General features: G+C 74.0%; 18 protein-coding genes. 7 read left to right on the top strand and 11 right to left on the bottom strand.

The window, feature by feature from the left end; genetic code table 11:
• Positions 1 to 192: 192 nt before the first annotated feature.
• Complete coding sequence (locus tag AB0O01_RS01890) at positions 193 to 1,269, top strand: pyridoxal 5'-phosphate synthase (RefSeq protein WP_365309946.1); 1,077 nt, start codon at positions 193 to 195, stop codon at positions 1,267 to 1,269.
• A 7-nt stretch (positions 1,270 to 1,276) separates the two neighbouring features.
• Here the strand turns inward: AB0O01_RS01890 and AB0O01_RS01885 are convergent, their stop codons facing one another.
• Together AB0O01_RS01885 and AB0O01_RS01880 are read right to left on the bottom strand one after the other, a co-directional pair.
• Entirely contained in the window at positions 1,277 to 1,930 is a 654-nt protein-coding gene (locus AB0O01_RS01885; RefSeq protein WP_365309944.1) for a molybdopterin-dependent oxidoreductase, read from the bottom strand.
• Positions 1,931 to 2,060: 130 nt separating this feature from the next.
• Positions 2,061 to 2,420: a metalloregulator ArsR/SmtB family transcription factor gene (locus AB0O01_RS01880; RefSeq protein WP_365309942.1), complete on the bottom strand. Its 360-nt coding sequence runs from the start codon at positions 2,418 to 2,420 to the stop codon at positions 2,061 to 2,063.
• Positions 2,421 to 2,570: 150 nt separating this feature from the next.
• On the opposite strand from AB0O01_RS01880, the gene AB0O01_RS01875 reads away from it, so the two are divergent.
• Both AB0O01_RS01875 and AB0O01_RS01870 read left to right on the top strand, forming a co-directional pair.
• Positions 2,571 to 4,382 (top strand): MFS transporter, encoded by a 1,812-nt coding sequence (locus AB0O01_RS01875; RefSeq protein WP_365309939.1) that lies wholly within the window; start codon positions 2,571 to 2,573, stop codon positions 4,380 to 4,382.
• A gap of 517 nt (positions 4,383 to 4,899) precedes the next feature.
• Entirely contained in the window at positions 4,900 to 5,484 is a 585-nt protein-coding gene (locus AB0O01_RS01870) for a TMEM165/GDT1 family protein (protein ID WP_365309937.1), read from the top strand.
• 219 nt (positions 5,485 to 5,703) lie between these two features.
• On the opposite strand, the gene AB0O01_RS01865 is transcribed toward AB0O01_RS01870, so the two are convergent.
• A complete protein-coding gene (locus AB0O01_RS01865) occupies positions 5,704 to 6,624 on the bottom strand; it encodes a helix-turn-helix transcriptional regulator (protein ID WP_365309934.1) in 921 nt (306 codons plus the stop codon).
• A gap of 104 nt (positions 6,625 to 6,728) precedes the next feature.
• Between AB0O01_RS01865 and AB0O01_RS01860 the strand changes: the two genes are divergently transcribed.
• Entirely contained in the window at positions 6,729 to 8,201 is a 1,473-nt protein-coding gene (locus AB0O01_RS01860; RefSeq protein WP_365309932.1) for an MFS transporter, read from the top strand.
• 94 nt (positions 8,202 to 8,295) lie between these two features.
• On the opposite strand, the gene AB0O01_RS01855 is transcribed toward AB0O01_RS01860, so the two are convergent.
• Together AB0O01_RS01855 and AB0O01_RS01850 are read right to left on the bottom strand one after the other, a co-directional pair.
• Positions 8,296 to 8,898, bottom strand: coding sequence for a hypothetical protein (locus AB0O01_RS01855; protein WP_365309930.1), 603 nt, complete (start codon positions 8,896 to 8,898; stop codon positions 8,296 to 8,298).
• Complete coding sequence (locus AB0O01_RS01850) at positions 8,895 to 9,269, bottom strand: PadR family transcriptional regulator (protein WP_365309928.1); 375 nt, start codon at positions 9,267 to 9,269, stop codon at positions 8,895 to 8,897. Before AB0O01_RS01850 ends, AB0O01_RS01855 begins: the two co-directional genes overlap by 4 nt.
• A gap of 244 nt (positions 9,270 to 9,513) precedes the next feature.
• Here AB0O01_RS01850 and AB0O01_RS01845 point away from each other — a divergent pair, with 244 nt between their 5' ends.
• The gene (locus tag AB0O01_RS01845; RefSeq protein ID WP_365309926.1) at positions 9,514 to 10,425 is read left to right on the top strand and encodes a hypothetical protein; all 912 of its coding nucleotides are present in this window, start codon (positions 9,514 to 9,516) and stop codon (positions 10,423 to 10,425) included.
• Between the two features lie 68 nt (positions 10,426 to 10,493).
• Here the strand turns inward: AB0O01_RS01845 and AB0O01_RS01840 are convergent, their stop codons facing one another.
• On the bottom strand, positions 10,494 to 11,426 hold the full coding sequence (locus AB0O01_RS01840; protein ID WP_365309924.1) for a helix-turn-helix domain-containing protein: 933 nt from the start codon (positions 11,424 to 11,426) through the stop codon (positions 10,494 to 10,496).
• A gap of 98 nt (positions 11,427 to 11,524) precedes the next feature.
• Here AB0O01_RS01840 and AB0O01_RS01835 point away from each other — a divergent pair, with 98 nt between their 5' ends.
• Positions 11,525 to 12,283 (top strand): nuclear transport factor 2 family protein, encoded by a 759-nt coding sequence (locus AB0O01_RS01835; protein ID WP_365309922.1) that lies wholly within the window; start codon positions 11,525 to 11,527, stop codon positions 12,281 to 12,283.
• Positions 12,284 to 12,351: 68 nt separating this feature from the next.
• On the opposite strand, the gene AB0O01_RS01830 is transcribed toward AB0O01_RS01835, so the two are convergent.
• Positions 12,352 to 13,323 carry a hypothetical protein gene (locus AB0O01_RS01830; protein WP_365309920.1) on the bottom strand — a complete coding sequence of 324 codons (972 nt, stop codon included), beginning with the start codon at positions 13,321 to 13,323 and terminating at the stop codon, positions 12,352 to 12,354.
• A 422-nt stretch (positions 13,324 to 13,745) separates the two neighbouring features.
• Between AB0O01_RS01830 and AB0O01_RS01825 the strand changes: the two genes are divergently transcribed.
• Positions 13,746 to 14,189: an SsgA family sporulation/cell division regulator gene (locus AB0O01_RS01825; protein WP_365309918.1), complete on the top strand. Its 444-nt coding sequence runs from the start codon at positions 13,746 to 13,748 to the stop codon at positions 14,187 to 14,189.
• On the opposite strand, the gene AB0O01_RS01820 is transcribed toward AB0O01_RS01825, so the two are convergent.
• The 4 genes from AB0O01_RS01820 to AB0O01_RS01805 all read right to left on the bottom strand — a co-directional run bounded on the left by AB0O01_RS01820 (position 14,170) and on the right by AB0O01_RS01805 (position 20,636).
• The gene (locus AB0O01_RS01820; protein WP_365309916.1) at positions 14,170 to 15,129 is read right to left on the bottom strand and encodes an AraC family transcriptional regulator; all 960 of its coding nucleotides are present in this window, start codon (positions 15,127 to 15,129) and stop codon (positions 14,170 to 14,172) included. The genes AB0O01_RS01825 and AB0O01_RS01820 overlap by 20 nt on opposite strands.
• 200 nt (positions 15,130 to 15,329) lie before the next feature.
• The gene (locus AB0O01_RS01815) at positions 15,330 to 16,298 is read right to left on the bottom strand and encodes an alpha/beta hydrolase fold domain-containing protein (protein WP_365309914.1); all 969 of its coding nucleotides are present in this window, start codon (positions 16,296 to 16,298) and stop codon (positions 15,330 to 15,332) included.
• Between the two features lie 202 nt (positions 16,299 to 16,500).
• Positions 16,501 to 17,499, bottom strand: a complete 999-nt coding sequence (locus AB0O01_RS01810; protein WP_365309912.1) for an alpha/beta hydrolase — start codon at positions 17,497 to 17,499, stop codon at positions 16,501 to 16,503.
• Positions 17,500 to 17,582: 83 nt separating this feature from the next.
• Positions 17,583 to 20,636, bottom strand: a complete 3,054-nt coding sequence (locus AB0O01_RS01805) for an AAA family ATPase (RefSeq protein ID WP_365309910.1) — start codon at positions 20,634 to 20,636, stop codon at positions 17,583 to 17,585.
• Positions 20,637 to 20,821: the final 185 nt, after the last annotated feature.

The following is a 20,821-nucleotide window of genomic DNA, read 5'->3' as shown; positions in this document are numbered from 1 at the left end:
TCCCGTCCCCCAACGGCTGCTCCCTCATCGGCGGCGTGACCCGGCTCCCCGTCCTCCTCGATCCCCCCGGCCCGGGGTCCCGGCCCCGCCGGGCTCCCGTCGGGGAGAATCGACGCGACGCCGGGGGCGGGACCGGACCGTACGCCCGCGCGACGCGTCAGCGAAGGACACACCGCGAGCGAAGGAGACACCGTGAGCCAGACGCCGTCGTCCGACGGACGGCCCGAGCCCGGGGAGAGCCCCCAGCACCTCTTCTCCTACGGCACGCTGCAACTGCCGCAGGTGCAGCTCTCCCAGTTCGGGCGGCTGCTGGAGGGGCGCCCGGACCGGCTGCCCGGCCACCGCACGACCAGCGTCCTGATCACCGACCCGGCCGTGATCGAGGCCAGCGGCACCGACCGGCATCCCCTCGTCGTGCCCTCGGCCGATCCGGCGGACGCGGTCGAGGGCCAGGTCTTCCCGGTCGGCGAGGCCGACCTCGCCCTGGCCGACTCCTACGAGGTCGACGACTACGTCCGCACCCAGGTCACCCTGGAATCGGGCCTGCGCGCCTGGGTCTACCTGGAGCGCCCGCGACCGGCCCCCGGCGCGCGCCGGCCGGCCGACACCGAGGAGGACATACGGCAGTGGCTGCGGGGCCTGGAGGTCTTCGCCGGTCCCCTCGCCGGGTTCGACCCCGCCTCGGCGCCCGCAGACCCGGTCGCCCTGTTCCTCGACTGGCTGCGCGCGGCGGTCGCGGCCGGGGTGCCCGACCCGCACGCCATGACACTGTCGACGGTGGGCGAGGACGGCCTCCCGGACGCCCGGGTGCTGATCCTCAAGAACGTGGACGACGACGGCTGGCAGTTCGCCGTGCACGGCAGCAGCCCCAAGGGGCGCCAGCTCGCCCGGCGGCCCGGCGCGGCCCTCACCTTCTACTGGCCCCCGCTGGGCCGCCAGGTCCGGCTGCGCGGCCCGGTCGGGCCCGCGCCCGCCGAACAGAGCGCCGCCGATCTGCTCGCCCGTGCCACGACGGCCCGCGCCGAGGCGCTGATCGGCCGCCAGAGCCGCCATCTGACCGGCCCCGAGGAACGCGCGTCCGCCCTGCGCGAGGCCCTCGCCCGGATCGCGTCGGACCCCGGCCTGGTCAGTCCCGACTGGACCCTCTACACCCTCGCACCGACCGCGATCGAGTTCTGGCAGGCGGACAAGGACCGCCTCCACGAGCGGCTGCGCTACGAGCGCCCCGATCCGCGAGGTCCTTGGGAGCGGCACCGGCTGTGGCCGTGACCCCGGATCAGGGGGAGACCGGCGCCCCGCCCTCTTCCTGGTCCTGCTGATCCTCCTGGTCCTCCTGATAGGAGTGGCGCTGCTGCTTCCAGGGATCGGCGAGGTTGTGGTAACCGCGCTCCTCCCAGAAGCCGCGCCGGTCGGCGGTCATGTACTCGATGCCGCGCAGCCACTTGGGGCCCTTGTAGCCGAACAGATGGGGCACCACCAGCCGCAGCGGGAAGCCGTGCTCGGCGGTGAGGGGCTCGCCGTTGTGGTGGGTGGCCATCAGGGTGTGCGGGTCGGTGAAGTCGCGCAGCCGCAGATTGGCGGAGTAGCCGTACTCGGCCCAGGCCATCACATGGGTGACCCCGGGCGCGGGCGGGACCAGGTCCAGGACGGTGGCGGCGGGGATGCCGTACCACTCGTGCCCGCTGGAGGTGGGTCCGCTCGCGCAGTGGTGGTCGGCGACGACGGTGGTGCGGGGGAGGCCGGACAGTTCGTCGAAGGTCCACTCCCGCACCTCGCCGGAGGCGGTGGCGCCGAAGACCCGGAGGTTCCAGCGCTCGGGGCGGAAGCGGGGGACCGGGCCGTAGTGCGAGACGGGCCAGCCGTGGACATGGCGCTGGCCGGGCGGCATCCGGTCCGGCGCCCCGGTGAGGGGGTGCCGCTCGTCGGTCATGGTGGGCACCGCTCTTTCTCCGGCCGTCGTTCCGTGCGGCGGCGGGCCCGTCGGCCCGTCCGTCCTCGGTGCAGCCTATGCGGGCCCGGCGGCGGAGGAGACGACCGGCGGGGTCGGGGCGGGGCGGGTGTCAGTCGTGCACGGCCTCGCCGCTGACGCGGTGGTCGGCGTGGCTGAGCGCCTCCACGACCAGGCGCCGCAGATGCCCGTCCCGGAGGCGGTAGTAGATGTGCCGGCCCTCGCGGCGGGTGTCGACCAGTCCGGCGAGGCGGAGCTTGCCGAGGTGCTGGCTGACGGCCGTACGGGAGGCGTCGGTGCGCTCGGTGAGGGTGCCGACGTCCGCCTCGCCCTGGGCGAGCAGCCAGATCAGATGCAGCCGGGTCGGGTCGGCGAGCATCGCGAACACACCGGTCGCCTCCGCGAGTCGGGCGCTGTCGGGCGTCAGCACATGCTCATGGATCACAGCGGGGAGGGACTGGCTCTCGGACATACGGCAAGGGTAGAGCCCCGGGTGCCCCGGGGGCGGCCCGCTGCGGGCCATGAGTGTGCTGTGGATCACATTCACCTTCATGTGCGCATCTGCGCACATGAAGGTTATACTCGCCTCAGCAGCCGGAACGACACCCCCGGAGCCGCCCGTATGTTCGCCATCCTCCGCAACCGCATCTACCGCAACCTCTTCGCCGCCCAGGTCATCGCCCTCATCGGCACCGGCCTGGCCACCGTCGCCCTCGGGCTGCTGGCCTACGACCTCGCCGGCGCCGACGCGGGCTCGGTTCTCGGCACCGCCCTCGCGATCAAGATGGTGGCCTATGTGACCATCGCCCCCGTGATCGGCGCCCTCGCCGACAAGCTGCCGCGCCGGACCCTGATGGTCACCGCCGACCTCACCCGGGCCGGGGTCGCGCTCTTCCTTCCCTTCGTGGACCAGGTCTGGCAGGTCTATGTACTGGTCTTCCTGCTCCAGTCCGCGTCCGCCGCCTTCACCCCGACCTTCCAGGCGGTCATCCCCGACGTCCTGCCCGAGGAGCGCGAGTACACCCAGGCGCTCTCCATGTCCCGGCTCGCCTACGACCTGGAGAGCCTGTTCTCCCCGGCGCTCGCGGCGGCCCTGCTCTCGGTCATCACCTACAACTGGCTCTTCACCGGCACGATGGTCGGCTTCGTCGCCTCCGGAGTGCTCGTCCTCTCGGTGGCCCTCCCGAAGCGCCTCCCGGCACCCGCCGAGCGGTCCGCCTCCGGCCGGGGCAGCGCCTACGCCAAGGCGACGGCCGGCGCCCGTCTCTTCTTCACCGTCCCGCGACTGCGGGCCCTGCTCGCCCTCAACCTGGCCGTCGCCGCCGCGAGCGCGATGGTCGTCGTCAACACGGTCATCTACGTACGGGAGTTCCTGGGCCTGTCGGCCGGAGCGGTACCGCTCGCGCTCGGCGCGTACGGGGCGGGCTCCATGATCGTGGCCCTCATCCTCCCCCGCGTCCTGGACCGGATGCCGGACCGTACGGTGATGCTGCGCGGGGCGCTGCTCCTCGGCCTGGTCTTCGCCGCACTGACCGTCGTCACCTCCGCGACCGGCGGCGGCTGGCGCTGGCCCGCCCTGCTGGCGGTCTGGGCCGCGTTCGGCGCCGCGAACTCGATGGTCCTGACCCCGTCCGGGCGCCTGATCCGCCGCTCGGCACCGGCCGACCAGCGCGCGTCGGTCTTCGCCGCCCAGTTCTCCCTCTCCCACGTCGCCTGGCTGGTGACGTACCCGCTGGCCGGCTGGCTGGGCGCGGGAGCCGGGCTCCGGACGGCCGCGATCACCCTGGGCGCCATCGCCCTCGGGGCCTCGCTGGGGGCGGTGCGGCTGTGGCGGACGGGGGAGACGACGGAACGGGCCGAGTCGGCGCCGGGGACATCGGGGACGCCGGGGACGCCGGTCGAGCAGGTCGGGGAGGTCGCGCCGGTGGGGCAGGCTGCCCCGGTCGGGCAGGTCGGGCAGGTCGGGCAGGTGGGGTCGGTGGGGTCGGTGGGGTCGGTGCGGGCCACGGTGGCGCGGGCGACTGCGGGGCGTGCCGGTGCGAGGCGGACGGGCTCGTCGACCCGGACCACCACGACCGGCAGGGCTTCGGCCCCGGCCGCCACGACCGGGAGGGCCGCCGCTCCGGCCACCGCGACCGGGAGGGCCTCCACCCGGGCCGCCACGACCCGGAGGACCTCGACCCGGACGGCTACGACCCGGACCACATCGGCGCGGAGCACGCGGAGTACCCGGAGCGTGCGGGGTGCGCAGGGCACGCAGGCCCCGCAGGCCCCGCACGGCTCGCACGGCCCGCGCGGCGCCGAAGACAGGGCACGCAGCGAGGCCGCCCCGGGCATCGGCGGCCCCCGCCCCACCGCCCCCGGGGCCACGGCGGAGAGCCCGCGGCACAGCCACCCGCATCCGGCCCCCCGGCTGCACCCGGCCCACTGCTGAGAACCGGCGCTGACGGTTGATGCCGACAGCGTGTGTGGGGACCGCGTCCCCAGCGGGGAGACGACCGCAGCGGCCGTCTCCCCGCAGCCGTTCCCGCTCCCGGCCCCACCCGCTCCCGGCCCCACCCGGACCCGGCCCCACCCGCTCCCGGCCCCACCCACCCCCCATCCACCCACCCCCGGACCGACCACCCCCCGGCGCAAAAACACCCCCGAGTGACATCCCCCACCCACCCCCCGCCTTACCACCTCCGAACAGGGTGTCTACACTGGAGGCAGCGAAGGGGAGTAGTCCCGCAATACCGCTGGTCGACATACTGGACGGCGTCCCACCAGGGCGTTTTCCCGGCCATCGGGCCCGGCGCGCAGCGCTGCGGCGGACGAGACCTTCGGCCTTGCATGACCCGTGTCCTCACACCGGTGGGGACCGATCCGTCGTGCCGGGCCGAATCGGTTTCCCGTCGCCCGCCCGGGTGTCGTACGAGCCCTTCGGCCCGGCCCCAGCAGAAAGCACCGGGATGACTCTCGACCCAGTGGCGATCCTCACCGCCTTCGGGCTGATCTTCCTCGCCGAACTCCCCGACAAGACGATGTTCGCGTCCCTGGCCATGGGCACGCGCATGCGCCCGCTCTATGTGTGGTTCGGGACGTCCACGGCCTTCATCGTGCATGTCGCCATCGCCGTGGGCGCCGGAAGCCTCCTCAGCATGCTGCCGAACATGGCGGTGAAACTGGTCTCGGCCGCCCTGTTCGCGTTCGGCGCGTTCGTCCTGCTGCGGGGCGCGGGCGACGACGACGATGACGAGGCCGGGGCGAAGACGATCACCGGATTCTGGCCCGTCTACACGACCGCGTTCATGGCCGTCTTCATCAGCGAGTGGGGCGACCTGACCCAGATCACCACCGCGAACCTGGCCGCGACCAACGGCTGGCTGCCCACGGCCATCGGCTCCGCCGCCGCCCTGATGTCCGTCTCCGCCCTGGCACTGCTCGCGGGCCGCTTCATCGCCAAGCGGGTCCCGCTGCGCACGGTGCAGCGGATCGGCGCGCTGTGCATGGCCGGTCTCGCGATCTGGACCCTGATCGAGGCGTTCACGGGCTGAGCCGCCCGGACCCGCCTCCCGCTCCGACGCCGGAGCGGGAGGCGATCGGGCCGGGCCCGGCGACTGCCGACGAGTTCACTGCGGACGGGCTGCTGTCCTGGGCCGCGTCGCAGACCGGCCGGGCGGGCACCGTTCCGGTGTGCTGGCGACGGGGCCGCGCGGCGCACCGCCGACGGTTCATGTGCGGCACCCGGAAGCCGTTCGGCTCCGCGCCCGTTCTCAACGCTCCCCGCCAGCGCCAGCGCCTCCGCCTCCGGCCCGGTGCGCACGCGCGGACGACCCGTGGACGCCCGGGGCCGCATCCGCCGCCCGCTGCGCCAGGATCCTCAGCGCGTCGGCCGACGAAGGGTCGTTGGGGGTGTAGATCTCCAGGCGGTGATCGGGGCTGTCCGGCTGGAGCCAGACCTGATAGGCGATGTCCAGCGCTCCGATGGTGGGATGGCGCAGCCGCATGTCGCCGGTGGTGCAGTCGGCGACGTCACCGCTCGCCCACATCGCGGCGAACCGGTCACTGCCCATGGTGAGTTCACCGATCAGGTTCGCCAGCCGGGCATCCGTCGGGAAACGCCCGGCGGTGAGGCGGAGATAGGCGACATGGATCCGGGCCAGCTCCTCCCAATTGCTGTGCAGATGCTCGGTGAGGGGGTCGAGGAAGAACATCCTCGGGATCGAGGGGCGGGTGTCCGGGTCGTGGGGTGCCGTGAAGTCGAGGTGCTCGGCGAGCAGGGTGTGACCGGTGCGGTTCCAGGCGAGGACGTCTCCGCGCCGCCCCAGCAGGATCGCCGGGGTCGTCTCGGCGAGTGACGCGAGCAGGGCGAGGACCCGGGGATGGGGTTCCTCGGGGGGCGGTTCGGCCAGACCGGGGCGGGTCGGCTGGCGGGCCAGATTGCGCAGGTGGGCGGTCTCCACGTCGTCCAGTTCCAGGACGCGCGCCAGCGCGCCGAGGACCTGGTCGGACGCGCTCTCGGCGATGCCCTGTTCGAGCCGGGTGTAGTAGCCGGCGCTGACTCCCGCCAGATGCGCCAGCTCCTCACGGCGCAGCCCCGGAACGCGGCGGACCGTGCCATAGGTGCGGAACCCGATCTGGTCGGGGGTGATCCGGTCACGGCGGCTCTTCAGGAACGCTCCGAGGTTCTCCATGGGGACGAGCCTAGACAACCACCGGCCCGCGCCGGGTGTACCTGTGAGGTGTACCCACGGCGGATGGCTGGCTGGCGGGCGGCGCGCCCCCGAGGGTGAACGGCATGACACACCCCACCACCACCTCACGCACCACCGATGTCCGGGCCTGGCTCGGGCTGCTGGTGGTCCTCGGGCCCGTGCTGCTGGTCGCGATGGACGGCTCGATCCTGTTCCTCGCCATGCCCCGGGTCAGCCAGGCCCTCGCCCCCAGCGCCGACCAGGCACTCTGGATACTGGACATCTACGGCTTCGCCGTCGGCTCCCTGCTCATCGCGTTCGGCAACCTCGGCGACCGCTACGGCCGTCTCCGGCTCCTCATGACCGGCGCCGTCTTCTTCGGGCTCGCCTCGGCGGGCGCCGCGTTCGCCCCGACGCCGGAACTCCTCATCGCGGCCCGCGCCGTGATGGGCATCGCGGGCGCCACCCTGCTGCCGTCCGCCCTCGCCGTGCTCAGCGAACTGTTCACCGACGCCCGGCAGCGGGCCCGGGCCATCGGGATCTTCGCCGCCGCCTTCGCCGCCGGGTTCGCGATCGGGCCGGTCATCGGCGGGGTCCTGCTGGAGCGCTTCTGGTGGGGATCGGTGTTCCTGGTCAACCTCCCCGTCATCGCCCTGTTCCTGTGCGGCGCGCCCCTGCTGCTGCGCGAGGTGCGGGCCACCGACCGCGCCGGACGCGTCGACCTCCCCAGCGTGCTCACCTCGGCGCTCGGCCTGCTGCTCACCATCTACGGACTCAAGCACACGGCGACCGAGGGCGTGACGGTGCCGGCGGTCGTCACCGGGCTCGCGGGAGTGGCCGTACTGGGCTGGTTCGGCGCCCGGCAGCGGCGGCTGGAGCAGCCGCTGATCGACTTCTCCCTCTTCCGTGACCGGGTCTTCAGCGTCGCCGTGATCACCGGGCTGCTGCCGCTGGCCGCCTGGTCGGCCACCGCCTATCTGGCCGGTGTCTACCTCCAGTCCGTCCATGACATCCCCGTGCTCCGGGCCGCCGCGCTGGCCCTGCCCGGCGCCGTCGTCCTCACCGTGACCTGCATCGTGACCCCGGCCCTGGTCGAACGCGTCGGCAAGCGGACCGCGCTGCTCGCCTCCCACTTCACCATCGCCGCCGGGATGCTCCTGCTCCTGCCCGCCGCCGTCGCGGGCGGGATCGGCTGGTACATCGCCTCCACGGTCGTCGCGGGACTCGGGTACGGCATCTCGTTCGCCGTCGTCGCCGACACCGCGGTGGGCGCGGTCCCGCCGGAGCGGGCGGGTTCGGCGGGCGCCCTCGCCGAGACCAGCAACGAGATCGGCAACGCGCTCGGCATCGCCCTGCTCGGCTCGCTCGCCGCGCTGGTGTTCCGGCTCTCGGGCCCCGACCTCGCCCCCACCCTGGACGAGACCCTCGGCCTCCCCGGCCTGACGGAGCGGGCGGCCGACGACGCCAGGTCGGCGTTCGTCACCGGGATGCGCGTGGCCGCGGCGGTCGCCGGGCTGCTGCATCTCGCCCTGGGCCTGGTAGCGCTACGGGTCCTGCCGCGCGCCGCCGCGCGCTGAGGGCGGGCGGTCGCCCTTGCGGGACGAGGGGGGGGCGGCGAGGGGTCGGCGGTCGCCGTTGCGCGATGAGGTGTCGCCCATCGCCCTCGCCGCCTCAGGCGCGGCGGGTCCGCCACAGCCAGACCGTCGTGCCGACGATCAGGGCGAGGCTGCCCAGATTGCCCAGCAGGGCCGGGATCTCCGGGACGGCATGGCCCGAGATCAGGTTCCAGGTGATGAAGAAGGTGGTCGGCACGACGAAGGTGAGCAGGACGCCCGTGGTCTTCTGGACGGCCGTCCAGTGCACCGAGGTGCAGAGCAGCACCACACCGGTGAGACGGAACAGCACCCCGAACACCGGGCCGGGGTTGAACGCCGCGTCCGGGCCGAGGGAGAAGAGCATCGTGAAGGGCATGGAGAGGGCCAGCATCAGCAGCGGGACCAGGGGGTGCACCTTGCCGCGCCGGACGCGCGCGCTCCCCGGCGCGACCGCGGTCCCGCTCCCGGCCTCGGCCAGCGCCGTCGCCGCGATCGTCCGGGGGTCGCCCAGCTCCGCGAGTATCTCGCCGACGGCGGCGGAGGGGCGTTCGGCGCGGGTCACCTCGATGTGCTCGGCGAGGTCGGCGAGCAGCTCCTGACGGCGGTCGGCGGGGAGGGCGGTGGCCTCCCGCTCGACGGCGGTGAGGTAGTCGCGGACGGGATCGGCAGAGGTCTTCATGCGAGGTCTCCGGTGGAGGTGTGCGGGTCGGTCAGAAAGGCGTCGACGGTGTCGCGGAAGCCGGGCCAGACGCGGGTGAAGTCGTCGAGCGCGGTCCGGCCGCTGTCGGTGAGCGCGTAGTAGCGGCGGGGCGGTCCGGAGGCGGACTCCTGCCAGGTGGTGGTGACGAGGTCGTCGCGGCGGAGCCGGGACAGCAGCGGGTAGACCGTGCCCTGGCTGGTGGCCAGGGCGCCGGAGTCCTCCAGGGCGTGCAGCAGCTCCACACCGTAGCGAGGGCGGTCCCGCATCAGGGCGAGGACGCAGTACTCCAGGACACCCTTGCGCAACTGGGCCGCCGCCCGAGCCTGCTTGGTCGAATCACCTGGTTCCATGCGATGCAAGATACCTGGTGCGGCAAGTGGGCCGGTACGGGGGGGTGCCTGCGGGCCTCGTGACCGCCTCGCGCCCCCGCCGGGCCGGGGGCGGCTCCACGGGTCCGGGGCGGAGTCCTTACCTGTCCGGGGGCGGAGCCCGTACCGGTGCGGCGGAGCCCCGTGCTGTGATCGGGGCGGTTCGCCGACGGGTTCGCCGCCCGTCGCCGGACCGCGGTCCTCCCCGCCCAGGAAGGCGACCACCATGCCCGGCACCCCCTCGTCACCCCCCTTCGACATGGCGTCGCGGATACCGGAACTGGCCCCGCTGGCCCGGGAGTCGGTCCTGCTGTACCCGCGTGCCGGCGCACCCGGGGTGCGCGACAGCTCCCTCGGCGGCCCGTTGCTCTGGCCGGCCGGGGAGCCCTGGCCGATGTGCGCCGAGTCGGGGCACTGGAAACCGCTGCGCACCCCCACCGAGGCGGTCGGCCCCGAACCGGTGGCGATGGTGCCGGTCGTCCAGCTCTACGCGCGGGACGTCCCCGAGCTGCCGTTCCCGGCGGGCACGGACGTGCTCCAGATCGTGTGGTGCACCCTGGTCCACGACGGCCATGGCGCCACCGTGCTGCCGAAGGTGTACTGGCGGCACGAGGAGACGGTGGCGCGGGGCGCGGTGCTGCCGCGCCCGCCGGAACCCCGCGAGGCGGACGAGGAGTTCCTGCCCCGGCCCTGCACGGTCTCACCGACGCGGGTCGTGGAGTATCCGAACGCGGATCTGCCGCCGGACCTCGGGCAGCGGCTCGGCGGGCGGTTCGAGGAGATCGAGGCGGAGACCGGCTTGTCGTACCACGAGCTGGCCACGACGGTGCAGAGCAAGGCCGGCGGATACCCGGGCTGGGTCCAGGAACCCCGGTGGCCGCGCTGCGGGTGCGGGCGGCGCATGGAGCACCTGCTCAGCGTCACCGCGACGGAGCCGGTCGACGGGCCGTGGTTCCCGTCGGACGGGCAACCGCCCGGAACCCCCGGGGCACCGGGGAGGGACCGCCGGGCCGCCCCCGATCGGCCGTCCGCCGACGGGATCGGTCACGGCATGGACATGGGTGACCTGGGAGGGGTGTACCTCTTCGTCTGCCTCCACTGCCCGGACAGACCGTACGCCCACCGCTACGACTGCTGAGCACACCGCACAGGCCGTACGCCCACGCCACGACCGCTGCGCACCCCGGCCCGGCCGGTGCGGGACGGTCATCGTTGCGCGGTGCGGAAGGCACCCGGGGTGCGGCCGGTCGCGCGGGTGAAGAACTTGCTGAAGTTGGTGGGTTCGCTGAAGCCCAGGCGGTGGCTGACGGCGGCGACGGGGAGGTCGGTGTGGGCCAGGAGGCGCTTGGCCTCCAGGGTGACCCGGGCGTCGATGAGCTGCTTGGCGGTGTGGCCGGTGGCCCGGCGGCAGGCGCGGTTGAGGGTCTTGAGGGAGTACCCCAGGCGGGCGGCGTGATCGTGGGCCTGGCGCAGTGTGCCGAAGGAGCGCTCCAGTTCGTGCTGGAAGAGGCGGTACGGCTCCGCCGCGGACTGGGGCGGGGCGCTGTCGCCGGGGCCCGGGAGCCGCGCGATGCGCAGCAGGATCCCGGCGAGGAGCTGGCGCAGGAGTTCCTTGGTGAGGTCCGGATCCGGCTCCGGGAACGGGGGTGGGCCGGTGGGCCCGGTGTAGTCGGCGTACTCGGCGGCCAGGTCGGCCAGGGCGTGGCCGAAGCGGCGGCGGTCGTCCGGCCCGAGCTGCCAGGAGGCCGGGCCGAAGGGGTCGTCGGTGACCTGGGCGGTCGCCTGGAGCCGGGGTGGGAAGTCCGGGGTGAACAGGACGATCGTGGCATCGAGGTCGGCGGGTTCGCCGTCCGGCGTCATGGGCAGGCGCTGCACCTGGCCGGGGCGGATGTGCAGCAGTGTGCCCGGTCGGCAGGGACGGTCGACGAAGTCGACGGTGCCGACGCCCTCGCCCGCGTGAACCAGCGTGAGGTGGTGGAAGTCCAGCCGGTGTCCCCGCCGGAACTCCCCGCCCGACAGCCGCCGCCGGAGATCGGCGAAGGTGAGCACCTCCAGCCCCAGACCCGGCCGGGTCGGATTGCGATAGCCCCGTTTGATCAGCGGCGGCGACGGAGGATGTCCCATTTCGACCATAGGCATGCCTGACTCTACCGTGCGCCCGAAGGCCCGCGCGACAAGAGTGGACCGCGGCCGGTGAGCACGGTGTCACCGGGATATGCGCAGACAGGAGCAGTGCGATGGGCAGCAGGGAAATTGTCGTCAAGGCGGCCGGGGAGCTCTTCGGGGACAAGGACCCGGGTGCGGTGGACCGCTGGGTGGCCGCTGACTACCGTCAGCACAGCAGCCTGGCGGCGGACGGTCCGGAGGCACTGCGGGGACTGGTGGCGGGTCTGCCGGAGGGATTCCGCTACGAGGGTGCCCGGGTGATCGCCGATGGTGATCTGGTGGCGCTGCACGGGACGTACCACGGCTTCGGGCCGCAGCCCCTGGTGGCCTTCGATCTGTTCCGGGTCGACGCGGACGGCAGGCTGGCGGAGCACTGGGACGCGCTGACCCCGGTCGTGACCTACACGGCCTCCGGCCGCTCCCAGACCGACGGCCCGGCCGCGCCCGGCGACCTGGACCGGACCGAGGCCAACCGGGCGCTGGTGACGGAGTTCGCGGAGAAGGTCCTCAAGGGCGCCGACTACTCGGTGCTGACCGACTACATCTCCACCGAGACCTACCACCAGCACAACCCGGAGGCCGCCGACGGTCTGGACGGCTTCGGGGCCGCCGCCGCGAAGTGGGCCGAGCAGGGCAAGAGCCTCGTCTACAAGACCATTCACCGGGTGGTCGCCGAGGGTGACCTCGTTCTGGTGCAGTCCGAGGGCGAGTTCGGGGTCGCGGTCGCGTACTGGGACCTGTTCCGGGTCGCCGACGGCAGGATCGTCGAGCACTGGGACATCATCGTCCCCGTCCCGGAGGAGCTGCCGCACTCCAACGGGCTGTTCTGAGCGGGCGGCCCGGTGCGCGCAGACCGCCGCGCAGGTCAGGTTTCCTCCTGACCTGCGCGGCGGCGTTGCTATGGACGGTGACCGATCCGCGCGGTCAGCAGGTTGGGGTCGTCGGTGATGAAGTAGGCGGCGCCGGCGACGAGGACCCTGCTGCCGCGGACGGCGAGCGAGGTCGGGTTCCGGAGCCCGTCGGCACCGCTCAGCACCACCCGGTGGCTGCCGTCGGAGCGGACCAGGGCGACCTCGTTGTCCGCGTTGATCGCGGCCAGCAGGGTGTTCCCGGAACCGGTGAAGGCGATGTCGTCGATGTTCACCAGACCGGTGGCCCGGACCTCGACGGGACCGGCGGTGCCCCGGTGGGTGACCGGGAGGCGCAGCACGGTGCCCTGGTCGAGGTTGGACACCCAGACCGCCCCGTTGTGCACCTTGACCCCGTTGGCCCCCAGGAAGCCTCTCGCCTCCAGTGCGGGGCCCGTGGCCCAGCGGACGGGGGTGCCACCGCCCACGGGGATCCGCCAGACGGTGCCGAGCACCGAGTCGGTGGCGTACAGCAGGCGCCCGTGCCGGTCCAGGGCCAGGCCGTTGGGCAGGCTGTCGGCGGGCAGCGCGGCGATCCGCTCCGGGGCCCCGCCCGGCCGCAGCCGCCACAGCCCGGTCAGGTCGGCGGTGCCGGTGGCGTACAGGAAGTACAGGGTCCCGTCGTGGGTGCGGACGATGCCGCCGAGGAAGGGCGAGGCCAGCACGGGGGTGCTCGCACCGGCCGGCGGGGCGGGCAGGGTGGCCAGGACGTCGACCTGTCCGGCGCGGTCGATCCGGGCGACCTGGCGGCTGAAGGCGAAGGTGACGACGGCGCTGCCGTCGGGTTCCAGGGTGATGTTCTCGGGGCGCTGCCCGTCCGCCGCGCTCAGCTCCGCCACGACCCGGACGTGCGATATCGGCGCCTCGGCGGCGGTCGCCGGACCCGCGAGCGTGGTGACCAGGGCCACCGCGACGGCGGTGGCGAGCAGTCCGGTGCGTCGGGGCGGGGAGATGACTGGCATATGTGTTCCCTGTCTGTGCGGTGTCGTCGGGTGAGAGGTCTCGGGTGACCGGCCGGACGTACCACGGCCGGGGAGCGGCGCCGACTCCGGGCGGCGGACCGCCGCCGGGGGAGCGCCGGCATTCCTTCCTCCGTCGCGATCGGGAGTTCCGCACCGCATCCTTCAGGGGATCGGCGGGCCGCTCTTGCCGGTGCCCGCATCGCGACCGTTCCGTCAGCGCACACACCGATCAACGGCCCGGCCGTCGAGGGGAGGTGCGGCGGGCGCCTTCGCCCGCGGTCCCGCGCGGCAGCACGGGACCCCGTCGCGGCGGACCCTTGCGGACAACACCCGGTACGCACGTCGGCAAGCGGTGATTCCCGCTGACCCTAGGGTCGTTCGTGTACCTGCTCCCCCCATAAGGACGCCGATCGGGGTTAGACATGACTCAGCCGTTCTCCGGTGCCGCATCCGGCGCCTCGGTCACCCATGAGGTGGTGGCACGTGTCGTGGTCAGAGCGGATCCACCGGTGCCGCTGCCCGCCGAACTGAGGTACCGCGGGGCCGACCCCTACGCCGTGTGCGTCTCGGTCGGCGGGCCGTCGGGCGACCCGGTGGACTGGGTCTTCGCCCGCGACCTGCTGGCGGAGGGGATGTGCCGCCCGGCGGGTGCCGGGGATGTCCTGGTGATCCCGCGGCACAGTTGCCACCGGAACGCCGTGCGGATCGTCGTCAGGTCCCGCCGGGGCACGGCCCAACTGGACATCGCCGCCGCCGCGGTCGTCGCGTTCCTGGCGGAGACGGAGACGCTCGTGCCGTCGGGCACGGAGAGCCGGCACCTCGACCTCGACCGCGTGGTCGCCGAACTCATGGCCGGAAGCGAGTGACGGCCGGATCGGGCGAGGCGCCCCCCGGCCCGCCGGGTTCGGCCGCCCCGGCCGCCGGAACACCTCCGCGACGGCCCTCGGACCCCGCCTCCGCGACCGGCGAGTGCTGCGCCGACCATCTGCGGGTCTGCCATTCGCTGGGGGACATGCCGTAGGCGTTGCGGAACACCCGGCTGAAGTGCGCGTGACTGATGAAACCCGACCTGCGGGCGACGGCGGCGACGGTCAGCCGGCGGTTCGACATCCGCCCCAGTTCCCGCCTGCTGAGGTGGAGCCTGCGCTGCCGCACCCACTGATTCACCGTCACACCGGTGCTCTGGAAGAGCTTGTGCAGATACCGGACGGAGATGTGGTGCGCCTGGGCGATGGCCGTGGGCGACAGGTCGCGGTCCGCGAGGTGGTCGTCGATGTACTCCTTGATGCGCGCCAGCATCTCGTCCCGGACGGGCGACGCGGCGTCCGCCGGCCGTCCGCCCTCCTGCACGTGCAGCTCCTCGACCAGGGTGGGCACGAGGTCGAGGACACCCCGGACGAGCTGGTCGCCGACCCGCGTCCCCAGGGCGTCCGTTCCGGCGGCGAGCGCGGACAGGAACACCGACACCAGGGCGCCCATGCCCTCGCCGCCCGGCACCCGCACCCCGAGGACACCCCGGAGTTCCGGCTCGGGGATCGCGAGATGGCGCAGGGACATACGGAACACCGTCACCCGGCAGTCGCCCCCGAGGGGCAGGAAGTGCGGCTGGTCCGGGTCGCAGAGGACGAGGTCGCCCGGCTGGAGGACGACCTGTGTGCCCCGGGGGGAGATCGCCGAGGAACCGTCCATCTGCCTGCCCAGATGCAGGAACTCCGGGTCCCGGTCCACGGGATCGCCGAGCGGAGAGAGGGTCAGTACCCGCTCGACGCCGTTCTTCGGGGCGTGACACATCACCGGCTTGGTCATGGATACTCCGTGTTGCCTGGTTCGTCGTCGCGCGGGGCGCGCTGGGGCAGCCTCGTCGCGGATTACGGGGGTTGCGGGGATCGCGGTGGTCCGGGGACCGAGGGGACCGGCGGTCCCGGGGTCCGGTGGTCCGGGTGATCCGGGGGCGGGAGAAAGGAGCGGGCCGAGCCGGTCGGGGGCCGGAGGCGGTCCCGGGCCGGTCAGCCGTGCAGGGCCTCGCTGAGGAACTCGCAGCCCTGCCCGATCGCGGCCCCCGCCGCGACGGTCTCCCGCATCGGATCGAGCACCGCGAAGCCATGGATGACGCCCTGGTAGCGCACGGCCGTGGTCGGCACACCGGCGGCGCGCAGCTTCGCGGCGTACGCCTCGCCCTCGTCGCGCAGGACCTCGGCCTCGGCGACGACCACCAGCGCCTGCGGCAGCCCGGTCAGATCGTCCGGAGCCGCCCGCAGTGGCGAGGCGGTGAGCTGCGCGCGGTCGGCCGGATCGGCTGTGTACCGGTCCCAGAACCACCGCATCGCGTCCCGGGTGAGGAAGTAGCCATGGGCGAACCGCTCATAGGAACAGGTGTCGAAGTTCGCGTCGGTCACCGGGGACAGCAGCAGTTGCGCCGCGAGGTCCGGGCCCTTGCGCCACTTGGCCAGCAGTGTCACGGCGGCGGCCAGGTTGCCGCCCGCCGAGTCCCCGGCCACCGCGACCCGGTCCGGGTCGAGCCCGTGCGCGGAGCCCTCCCGCGCGATCCAGAGCAGCACGGCGTAGACCTCCTCGACGGCCGCGGGGTAGCGCGCCGGGGGAGTGGGGCCGTGGTGGTCGACCAGGACCGTCGCGGCCCGGACGCGGACGGCCAGCTCACCGGCGAGGCGGCCGTGCGGGGCGGGACCGTCGAACACCAGGCCGAGGCCGGGCAGATACAGCACCACGGGCAGCGGCCCCCGGGCACCGGCCGGGCGGACGATCCGGACGGGCACCCGGCTCGACGGGCCCCCGGCCACGACCAGGTCCGTCACCTCGGCGCCGGACACCGGGACTTCGGGCGGCCGGAGTCCGGCCAGGGCCTCGCGCATCCCGGCCGGGCCGTGCTCCGGGCGGGAGGAAGGGGTGGATGTCGCGGTGACGAATGCCTGCGCGGCTGCTTCGAGGAAGGGCGGGACGGGCGGGACGGGGGCCATGATGTCTCTTCCGTGGGCCGGATGCGCCGCCGTCGGCGGCCTCGTACCCACCCTGCAAGGCGGCCCGCCGCACAGGCATCAGTATGTTGACGGTCCCTTTCCCGGAGCGGGGCGAGCCGAGCCGTCCCTGCCGCCGGGTCGCGGCCCTTGCCGCCCGGTCGCGGCCCTTCCGCCAGGTCTTCCGCCCGGTCGCGGCGGCCCGTCAGTGCCGGGTGGCGGCCAGGGCCTCCCGGAGGAAGCGCCCGCCCTGCCGGAGGGCGGCCTCGGTGGGCGGGCTGTCCCGCAGGGCGCACAGCGAGGCGAAGTCGTGCACCGTCCCGAGGTAGCGCACGGCGGTCACCGGCACACCCGCCTCCCGCAGCAGACGCGCGTACAGCTCCCCCTCGTCCCGTACGACGTCCGCCTCCGCCGTCACGACCAGCGCCGGAGGCAGCCCCGCCAGGTCCTCCCGGCACGCCCGCAGCGGCGAGGCCGTGGGCTCCGCCAGCTCGTGCTCGTCGTCGGCGTACTGGCGCCAGTACCAGTCCAGAGCCGCGCGGGTGAGGAGATAGCCCGACGCGAACTGCTCCCGCGAGGGCGTGTCGCCGTACGGGTCGGTCATCGGGGTGTAGAGCAACTGCGCCCGCAGGCGCGGGCCGCCCCGCTGCTTCGCCATCATCGTCAGCGCGGTGGCCATGGTCGCCCCGGCGCAGTCCCCGGCCACCGCGATCCGCCCGCCGTCCAGCCCCAGCCCCGCGGCCTCCTCGGCGAGCCAGGTCAGCACCGCGTACGACTCCTCCAGCGCGACCGGATAGCGGGCCTCCGGGGTGCGGGTGTACTCGGGCACCACCAGGGCCGCGCCGCTCCGGGCCGCCAGCTCGCCGATGAGGCCCGCGTGGGTACAGGCGTCGCCCAGCATCCACCGCCCGCCGTGCAGATACACGACCATGGGCAGCGGGCCGGGCGTTCGCGCGGGCCGGAACACCCAGAAGCCGACGAGCCCGGAGGGGCCGACCGGGGCCACCCTGAACACCGACTCCACCCCGAGGTCGCCGCGTGCGCGGCCCTGGATCTCCAGCAGCGCCTGCCGTGCGTCGACCGGACCCAACTGGTGCAGATACGGCGGTGCCGCGGAGGCGTCGACGAGCCGCTGCACGAGGGGATCGAGGACGACGGCGGTACGGTCCGGCCCGCCCGGTCGCCTGCTGGCCTCGAAACTCACGCTGCTCACGTTCCTTCTGGTCGAAGCGATCGAAGTGATCGAAGTGATCTAAGTGACCGAAATGATCGAAGTGATTGCCGGGGTCACAGGTCGTCGAGGAGCGCGCGCAACTGGGTGCGGCTGCTGACCCCCAGCTTCGGATACACCTGGTAGAGATGGGAACTCACCGTGCGGGGGGACAGCAGCAGTTGCTCGGCGATCTCCCGGTTGCGCAGCCCCTGCGCCGCCAGCCGGACGATCTGACGCTGCTGGGCGGTCAGTTCCGCGAGCGCGTCGGCGCCGGCCGGCACGGTGCCCACGCCGCTGGCCCGCAGCTCGGCGAGCGCCTCCCCGGCCGGCCCGGACGCGCCGAGCCGGGTGAACGCCTCCTCGGCCGCCGCCAGCAGGGGACGCGCGTCCAGCGGGCGCCGCCGACGCCGCAGCCACTGCGCGTAGCGCAGCCGCGCCTGCGCCCGGACCAGCGGCCACTGATCCCCGGCGGGGTTGACCGTGGCGAGCCGGAAGTGGTGCTCGGTGTCCTTGGGGTCGCCGGTCAGCGCGGCGGCATGGTGCAGCAGCAGTGTCATCCGGGTCGTCGGGCGCGGCCCCGCCGCGGCGCGCACCGAGGCGAGGACGCGGGCCCCCTCCTCCCGGCGGTCCGTGCGTTGCGCGGCGGCGGCGAGGTCGGTGATCGAGCGGGGCGACAGGAAGTAGTGCAGGGGGCCGCCGTCCGCGTCGAACAACTGCCGGAAGTGCCGGAAGGCGCTGTCGAAGTCCCCGGCCGCCGAGGCGACGGTCCCGGCGGCGTGCAGCAGACGGGCGTGGGTGGCCCGGTTCTCGTCCAGGCCGACGGCCGTCCAGGCGGGGTCGGAGGGCAGCTCGACGGGGTTCCCGCGCAGCGCGCCCAGGGTGGCCCGCAGCGCCTCGACATCGATCTGGAGGTGCTTGAGCTTGTGGACGGCGGCCAGGGTGGCGGTCTCCCGGAGGTGTTCGTCGGCCTCCGCCCAGCGTCCGGTGTCGATCAGCGCCGAGCCCAGCACGGCGAACGTGGTGGCGGCGGCGCCGATGTACCCGTAGGACTTGAGCAGCGCGTACGCCTGGCGGAAGGACTCCACGCTCAGGTCGGACTCGTCGGCGAACCAGGCGACACCGCCGAGCGCGTGGACCCGGGTCATCTCCGCGACGTCGGCCGCCGGCCGGGGACCGCGCGGGCCCCGGCGCAGAGGGGGCAGCAGATCGGGGGCGGCGGCCGGGTCGCTTCCGGCCAGCGCGACGGCCCGCACGGCGGCGAGGGCTTCGGCTGTCGCCAACTCGGCGTAGTGGGTGGCCCGCTCGTCGGGGGTGGGGGGTGCGCCCGGGGGTGTGTCCGGGGTCGCGAGCGGCGGGTGGGGCTGCGGCGGCGCTGGGACGTGCTCGGCCGGGTGCTGGGTCCCGGGGAGTCGCGAGGGGTGTTCGCTCGGGGGCGCGGCGGGGTGCTGGGTCCCGGGGAGTGCCGAGAGGTGCTCGCTCGGGGCCGTGTGGGGGTGTTGGGTGCCGGGGAGTCGTGAGGGGTGTTCGCTCGCGGCTGTGTCGGGGTGTTGGGTCTGCGGCAGGTTCGCGAGGTGGGCGACCGGGCCCGCGATCGCATGACGAACCTCCGGCAGGCCCGACTGGAAGGCGACCCCCTGGAGCACCGAGGTCAGGGCGACCGTGAGTTTCCCGTCCTCGGGCGGTTCCGGTTCCAGCGCGCTCAGCAGCACCTGCGCCGCCTGCCGCTGGCGGCCCAGCAACGACAGGGCCAGCCCCGCGCCGCAGGCCGCCGAACCCAGCGCGTGCCGGTCCTGGGGGAGGGCGACGACCTTCTCGTACAGCTCCTGCACCCAGGTGGGGTCGCCGGCGTTGGCGGCGGCGTGCAGGGCCCCGGCGTACCGGCGGGCCCGGTCCGTGACGTCGGGGGTGCACTCCGCCGACCGCTCCAGGGCCCGTGCGGCGGCGAAGAACCCACCGCGCCGCTCGGCGAGCCCGGCGGTCTCCTCCAGGGCCGCCGCCACCGACTCGTCCCGGTCGAGACAGGCGGCGGCCAGATGCCAGGCGCGGCGCGCCGGATCCGCGGTGAAGGCCGCCGCCAACTGCTGGTGCGCGCGGTACCGGAGATGGGCCGGGGCACCGTGGTAGGAACCGGCGCGGGCCAGCGGATGCCGGAAGACCACCCGCCCCTCCACGATGGTCACCAGGCCCGCCCGCTCCGCCGGGGCCCACGCTTCCAGGTCCGGCCCGGTGCCCGCGGCGGCCATGATCATGGTGAGGTCGTCGCGCTCCGAGGCCGCCGCGTGCAGCACCAGCAACTGGGTCGTCGGCGGCAGTTCGCGCAGCCGGGCCGCGTACAGCTCCTCGATCCGGGCCGAGTGCAGCAGCAGTCCGCCGGGCAGCGCCACCGAGCCGCCGTTCCCGGCCGCGCGGCACAGCTCGATGATGGCCAGCGGATTCCCGCGGGCCTGCCGCAGCAGTTCCAGCCGGGTCCGGCCGGTGGGCACATACGGCTGGGCGTCCACCAGCTCGGCCGCCGCGTCGTCGGCCAGCGGCCCCAGCAGCAGCGTGGGCAGATTCGCCGGGAAGCCGTGCGGGGCGTGCTGTCCCCGGGCCGTCACCAGCGTCGGCACGGTGTCCGTCGTGAGCCGGCGCAGCACGAAGCCCAGCACATCCAGGGAGTCCCGGTCGAAGTGCTGGAGGTCGTCGATGGCCAGCAGGACGCGCTGGCGCCGGGCGACCCGGGCGAGCAGCGTCTGGACCGCGACACACAGCCGCAGCGGGTCGTGCGGCCCCTCGGCGGGCGCCAGCCCGAACGCGGTCTCCAGCGCGCCGCGCAGATGATCCGGCAGCCCGGCGAGGTCCGGCAGCAGCGGGAACAGCAGTTGGTGCAGGGACGCGAACGACTGCCGCGACTCGGCCTCGCTGCCCTGCGACGTCAGCACCAGCATCGCCGTGTCCCGGGCCCGGTCGACGGCGACCGCCAGCAGCCCGGACTTGCCCGTGCCCGCCTCCCCGACCAGAAGCAGCAGCCGCGGCCCGCCGGGCCCCTCGGCGACGACGTCCAGGACCTCGGCGATCTCCGTCCGGCGGCCCACCAGCTCCCCGACGGAGGGGGAGCCGCGCCTCGTTCTGCTGCCGGGGGTGTTCACCCCGCGAACTGTACGGGATGGATATCGCTGGTGAGAGGGCCGTTTCCGACGGGACCTGCGGGGGAGCGGGGCGCGGGAGGGGCTCCTGACCGGCGGTGCTGCGGGCGGGCGGAGGGGCCGGGCCCTTCGGGGGACGCCGATTTCCGTGCGCTGCCGAGCACCACCGCGTTCCCTCCGGGACAACG

It is taken from the genome of Streptomyces sp. NPDC093252, from assembly GCF_040683675.1.
Classification (GTDB): Bacteria; Actinomycetota; Actinomycetes; order Streptomycetales; family Streptomycetaceae; genus Streptomyces.
This window is presented reverse-complemented; position numbering and strand designations above follow the sequence as displayed.

Bases quoted from the DNA above. Each gene is read 5' to 3' on its own strand.
- AB0O01_RS01880 (WP_365309942.1), bottom strand. From the start codon at position 2,420: ATGTCCGAGAGCCAGTCCCTCCCCGCTGTGATCCATGAGCATGTGCTG.
- AB0O01_RS01820 (WP_365309916.1), bottom strand. From the start codon at position 15,129: ATGACCAAGCCGGTGATGTGTCACGCCCCGAAGAACGGCGTCGAGCGG.
- AB0O01_RS01855 (WP_365309930.1), bottom strand. From the start codon at position 8,898: ATGAAGACCTCTGCCGATCCCGTCCGCGACTACCTCACCGCCGTCGAG.
- AB0O01_RS01825 (WP_365309918.1), top strand. From the start codon at position 13,746: ATGACTCAGCCGTTCTCCGGTGCCGCATCCGGCGCCTCGGTCACCCAT.
- AB0O01_RS01840 (WP_365309924.1), bottom strand. From the start codon at position 11,426: ATGCCTATGGTCGAAATGGGACATCCTCCGTCGCCGCCGCTGATCAAA.
- AB0O01_RS01845 (WP_365309926.1), top strand. From the start codon at position 9,514: ATGCCCGGCACCCCCTCGTCACCCCCCTTCGACATGGCGTCGCGGATA.
- AB0O01_RS01865 (WP_365309934.1), bottom strand. From the start codon at position 6,624: ATGGAGAACCTCGGAGCGTTCCTGAAGAGCCGCCGTGACCGGATCACC.
- AB0O01_RS01870 (WP_365309937.1), top strand. From the start codon at position 4,900: ATGACTCTCGACCCAGTGGCGATCCTCACCGCCTTCGGGCTGATCTTC.
- AB0O01_RS01835 (WP_365309922.1), top strand. From the start codon at position 11,525: ATGGGCAGCAGGGAAATTGTCGTCAAGGCGGCCGGGGAGCTCTTCGGG.
- AB0O01_RS01875 (WP_365309939.1), top strand. From the start codon at position 2,571: ATGTTCGCCATCCTCCGCAACCGCATCTACCGCAACCTCTTCGCCGCC.
- AB0O01_RS01830 (WP_365309920.1), bottom strand. From the start codon at position 13,323: ATGCCAGTCATCTCCCCGCCCCGACGCACCGGACTGCTCGCCACCGCC.
- AB0O01_RS01850 (WP_365309928.1), bottom strand. From the start codon at position 9,269: ATGGAACCAGGTGATTCGACCAAGCAGGCTCGGGCGGCGGCCCAGTTG.
- AB0O01_RS01885 (WP_365309944.1), bottom strand. From the start codon at position 1,930: ATGACCGACGAGCGGCACCCCCTCACCGGGGCGCCGGACCGGATGCCG.
- AB0O01_RS01815 (WP_365309914.1), bottom strand. From the start codon at position 16,298: ATGGCCCCCGTCCCGCCCGTCCCGCCCTTCCTCGAAGCAGCCGCGCAG.
- AB0O01_RS01860 (WP_365309932.1), top strand. From the start codon at position 6,729: ATGACACACCCCACCACCACCTCACGCACCACCGATGTCCGGGCCTGG.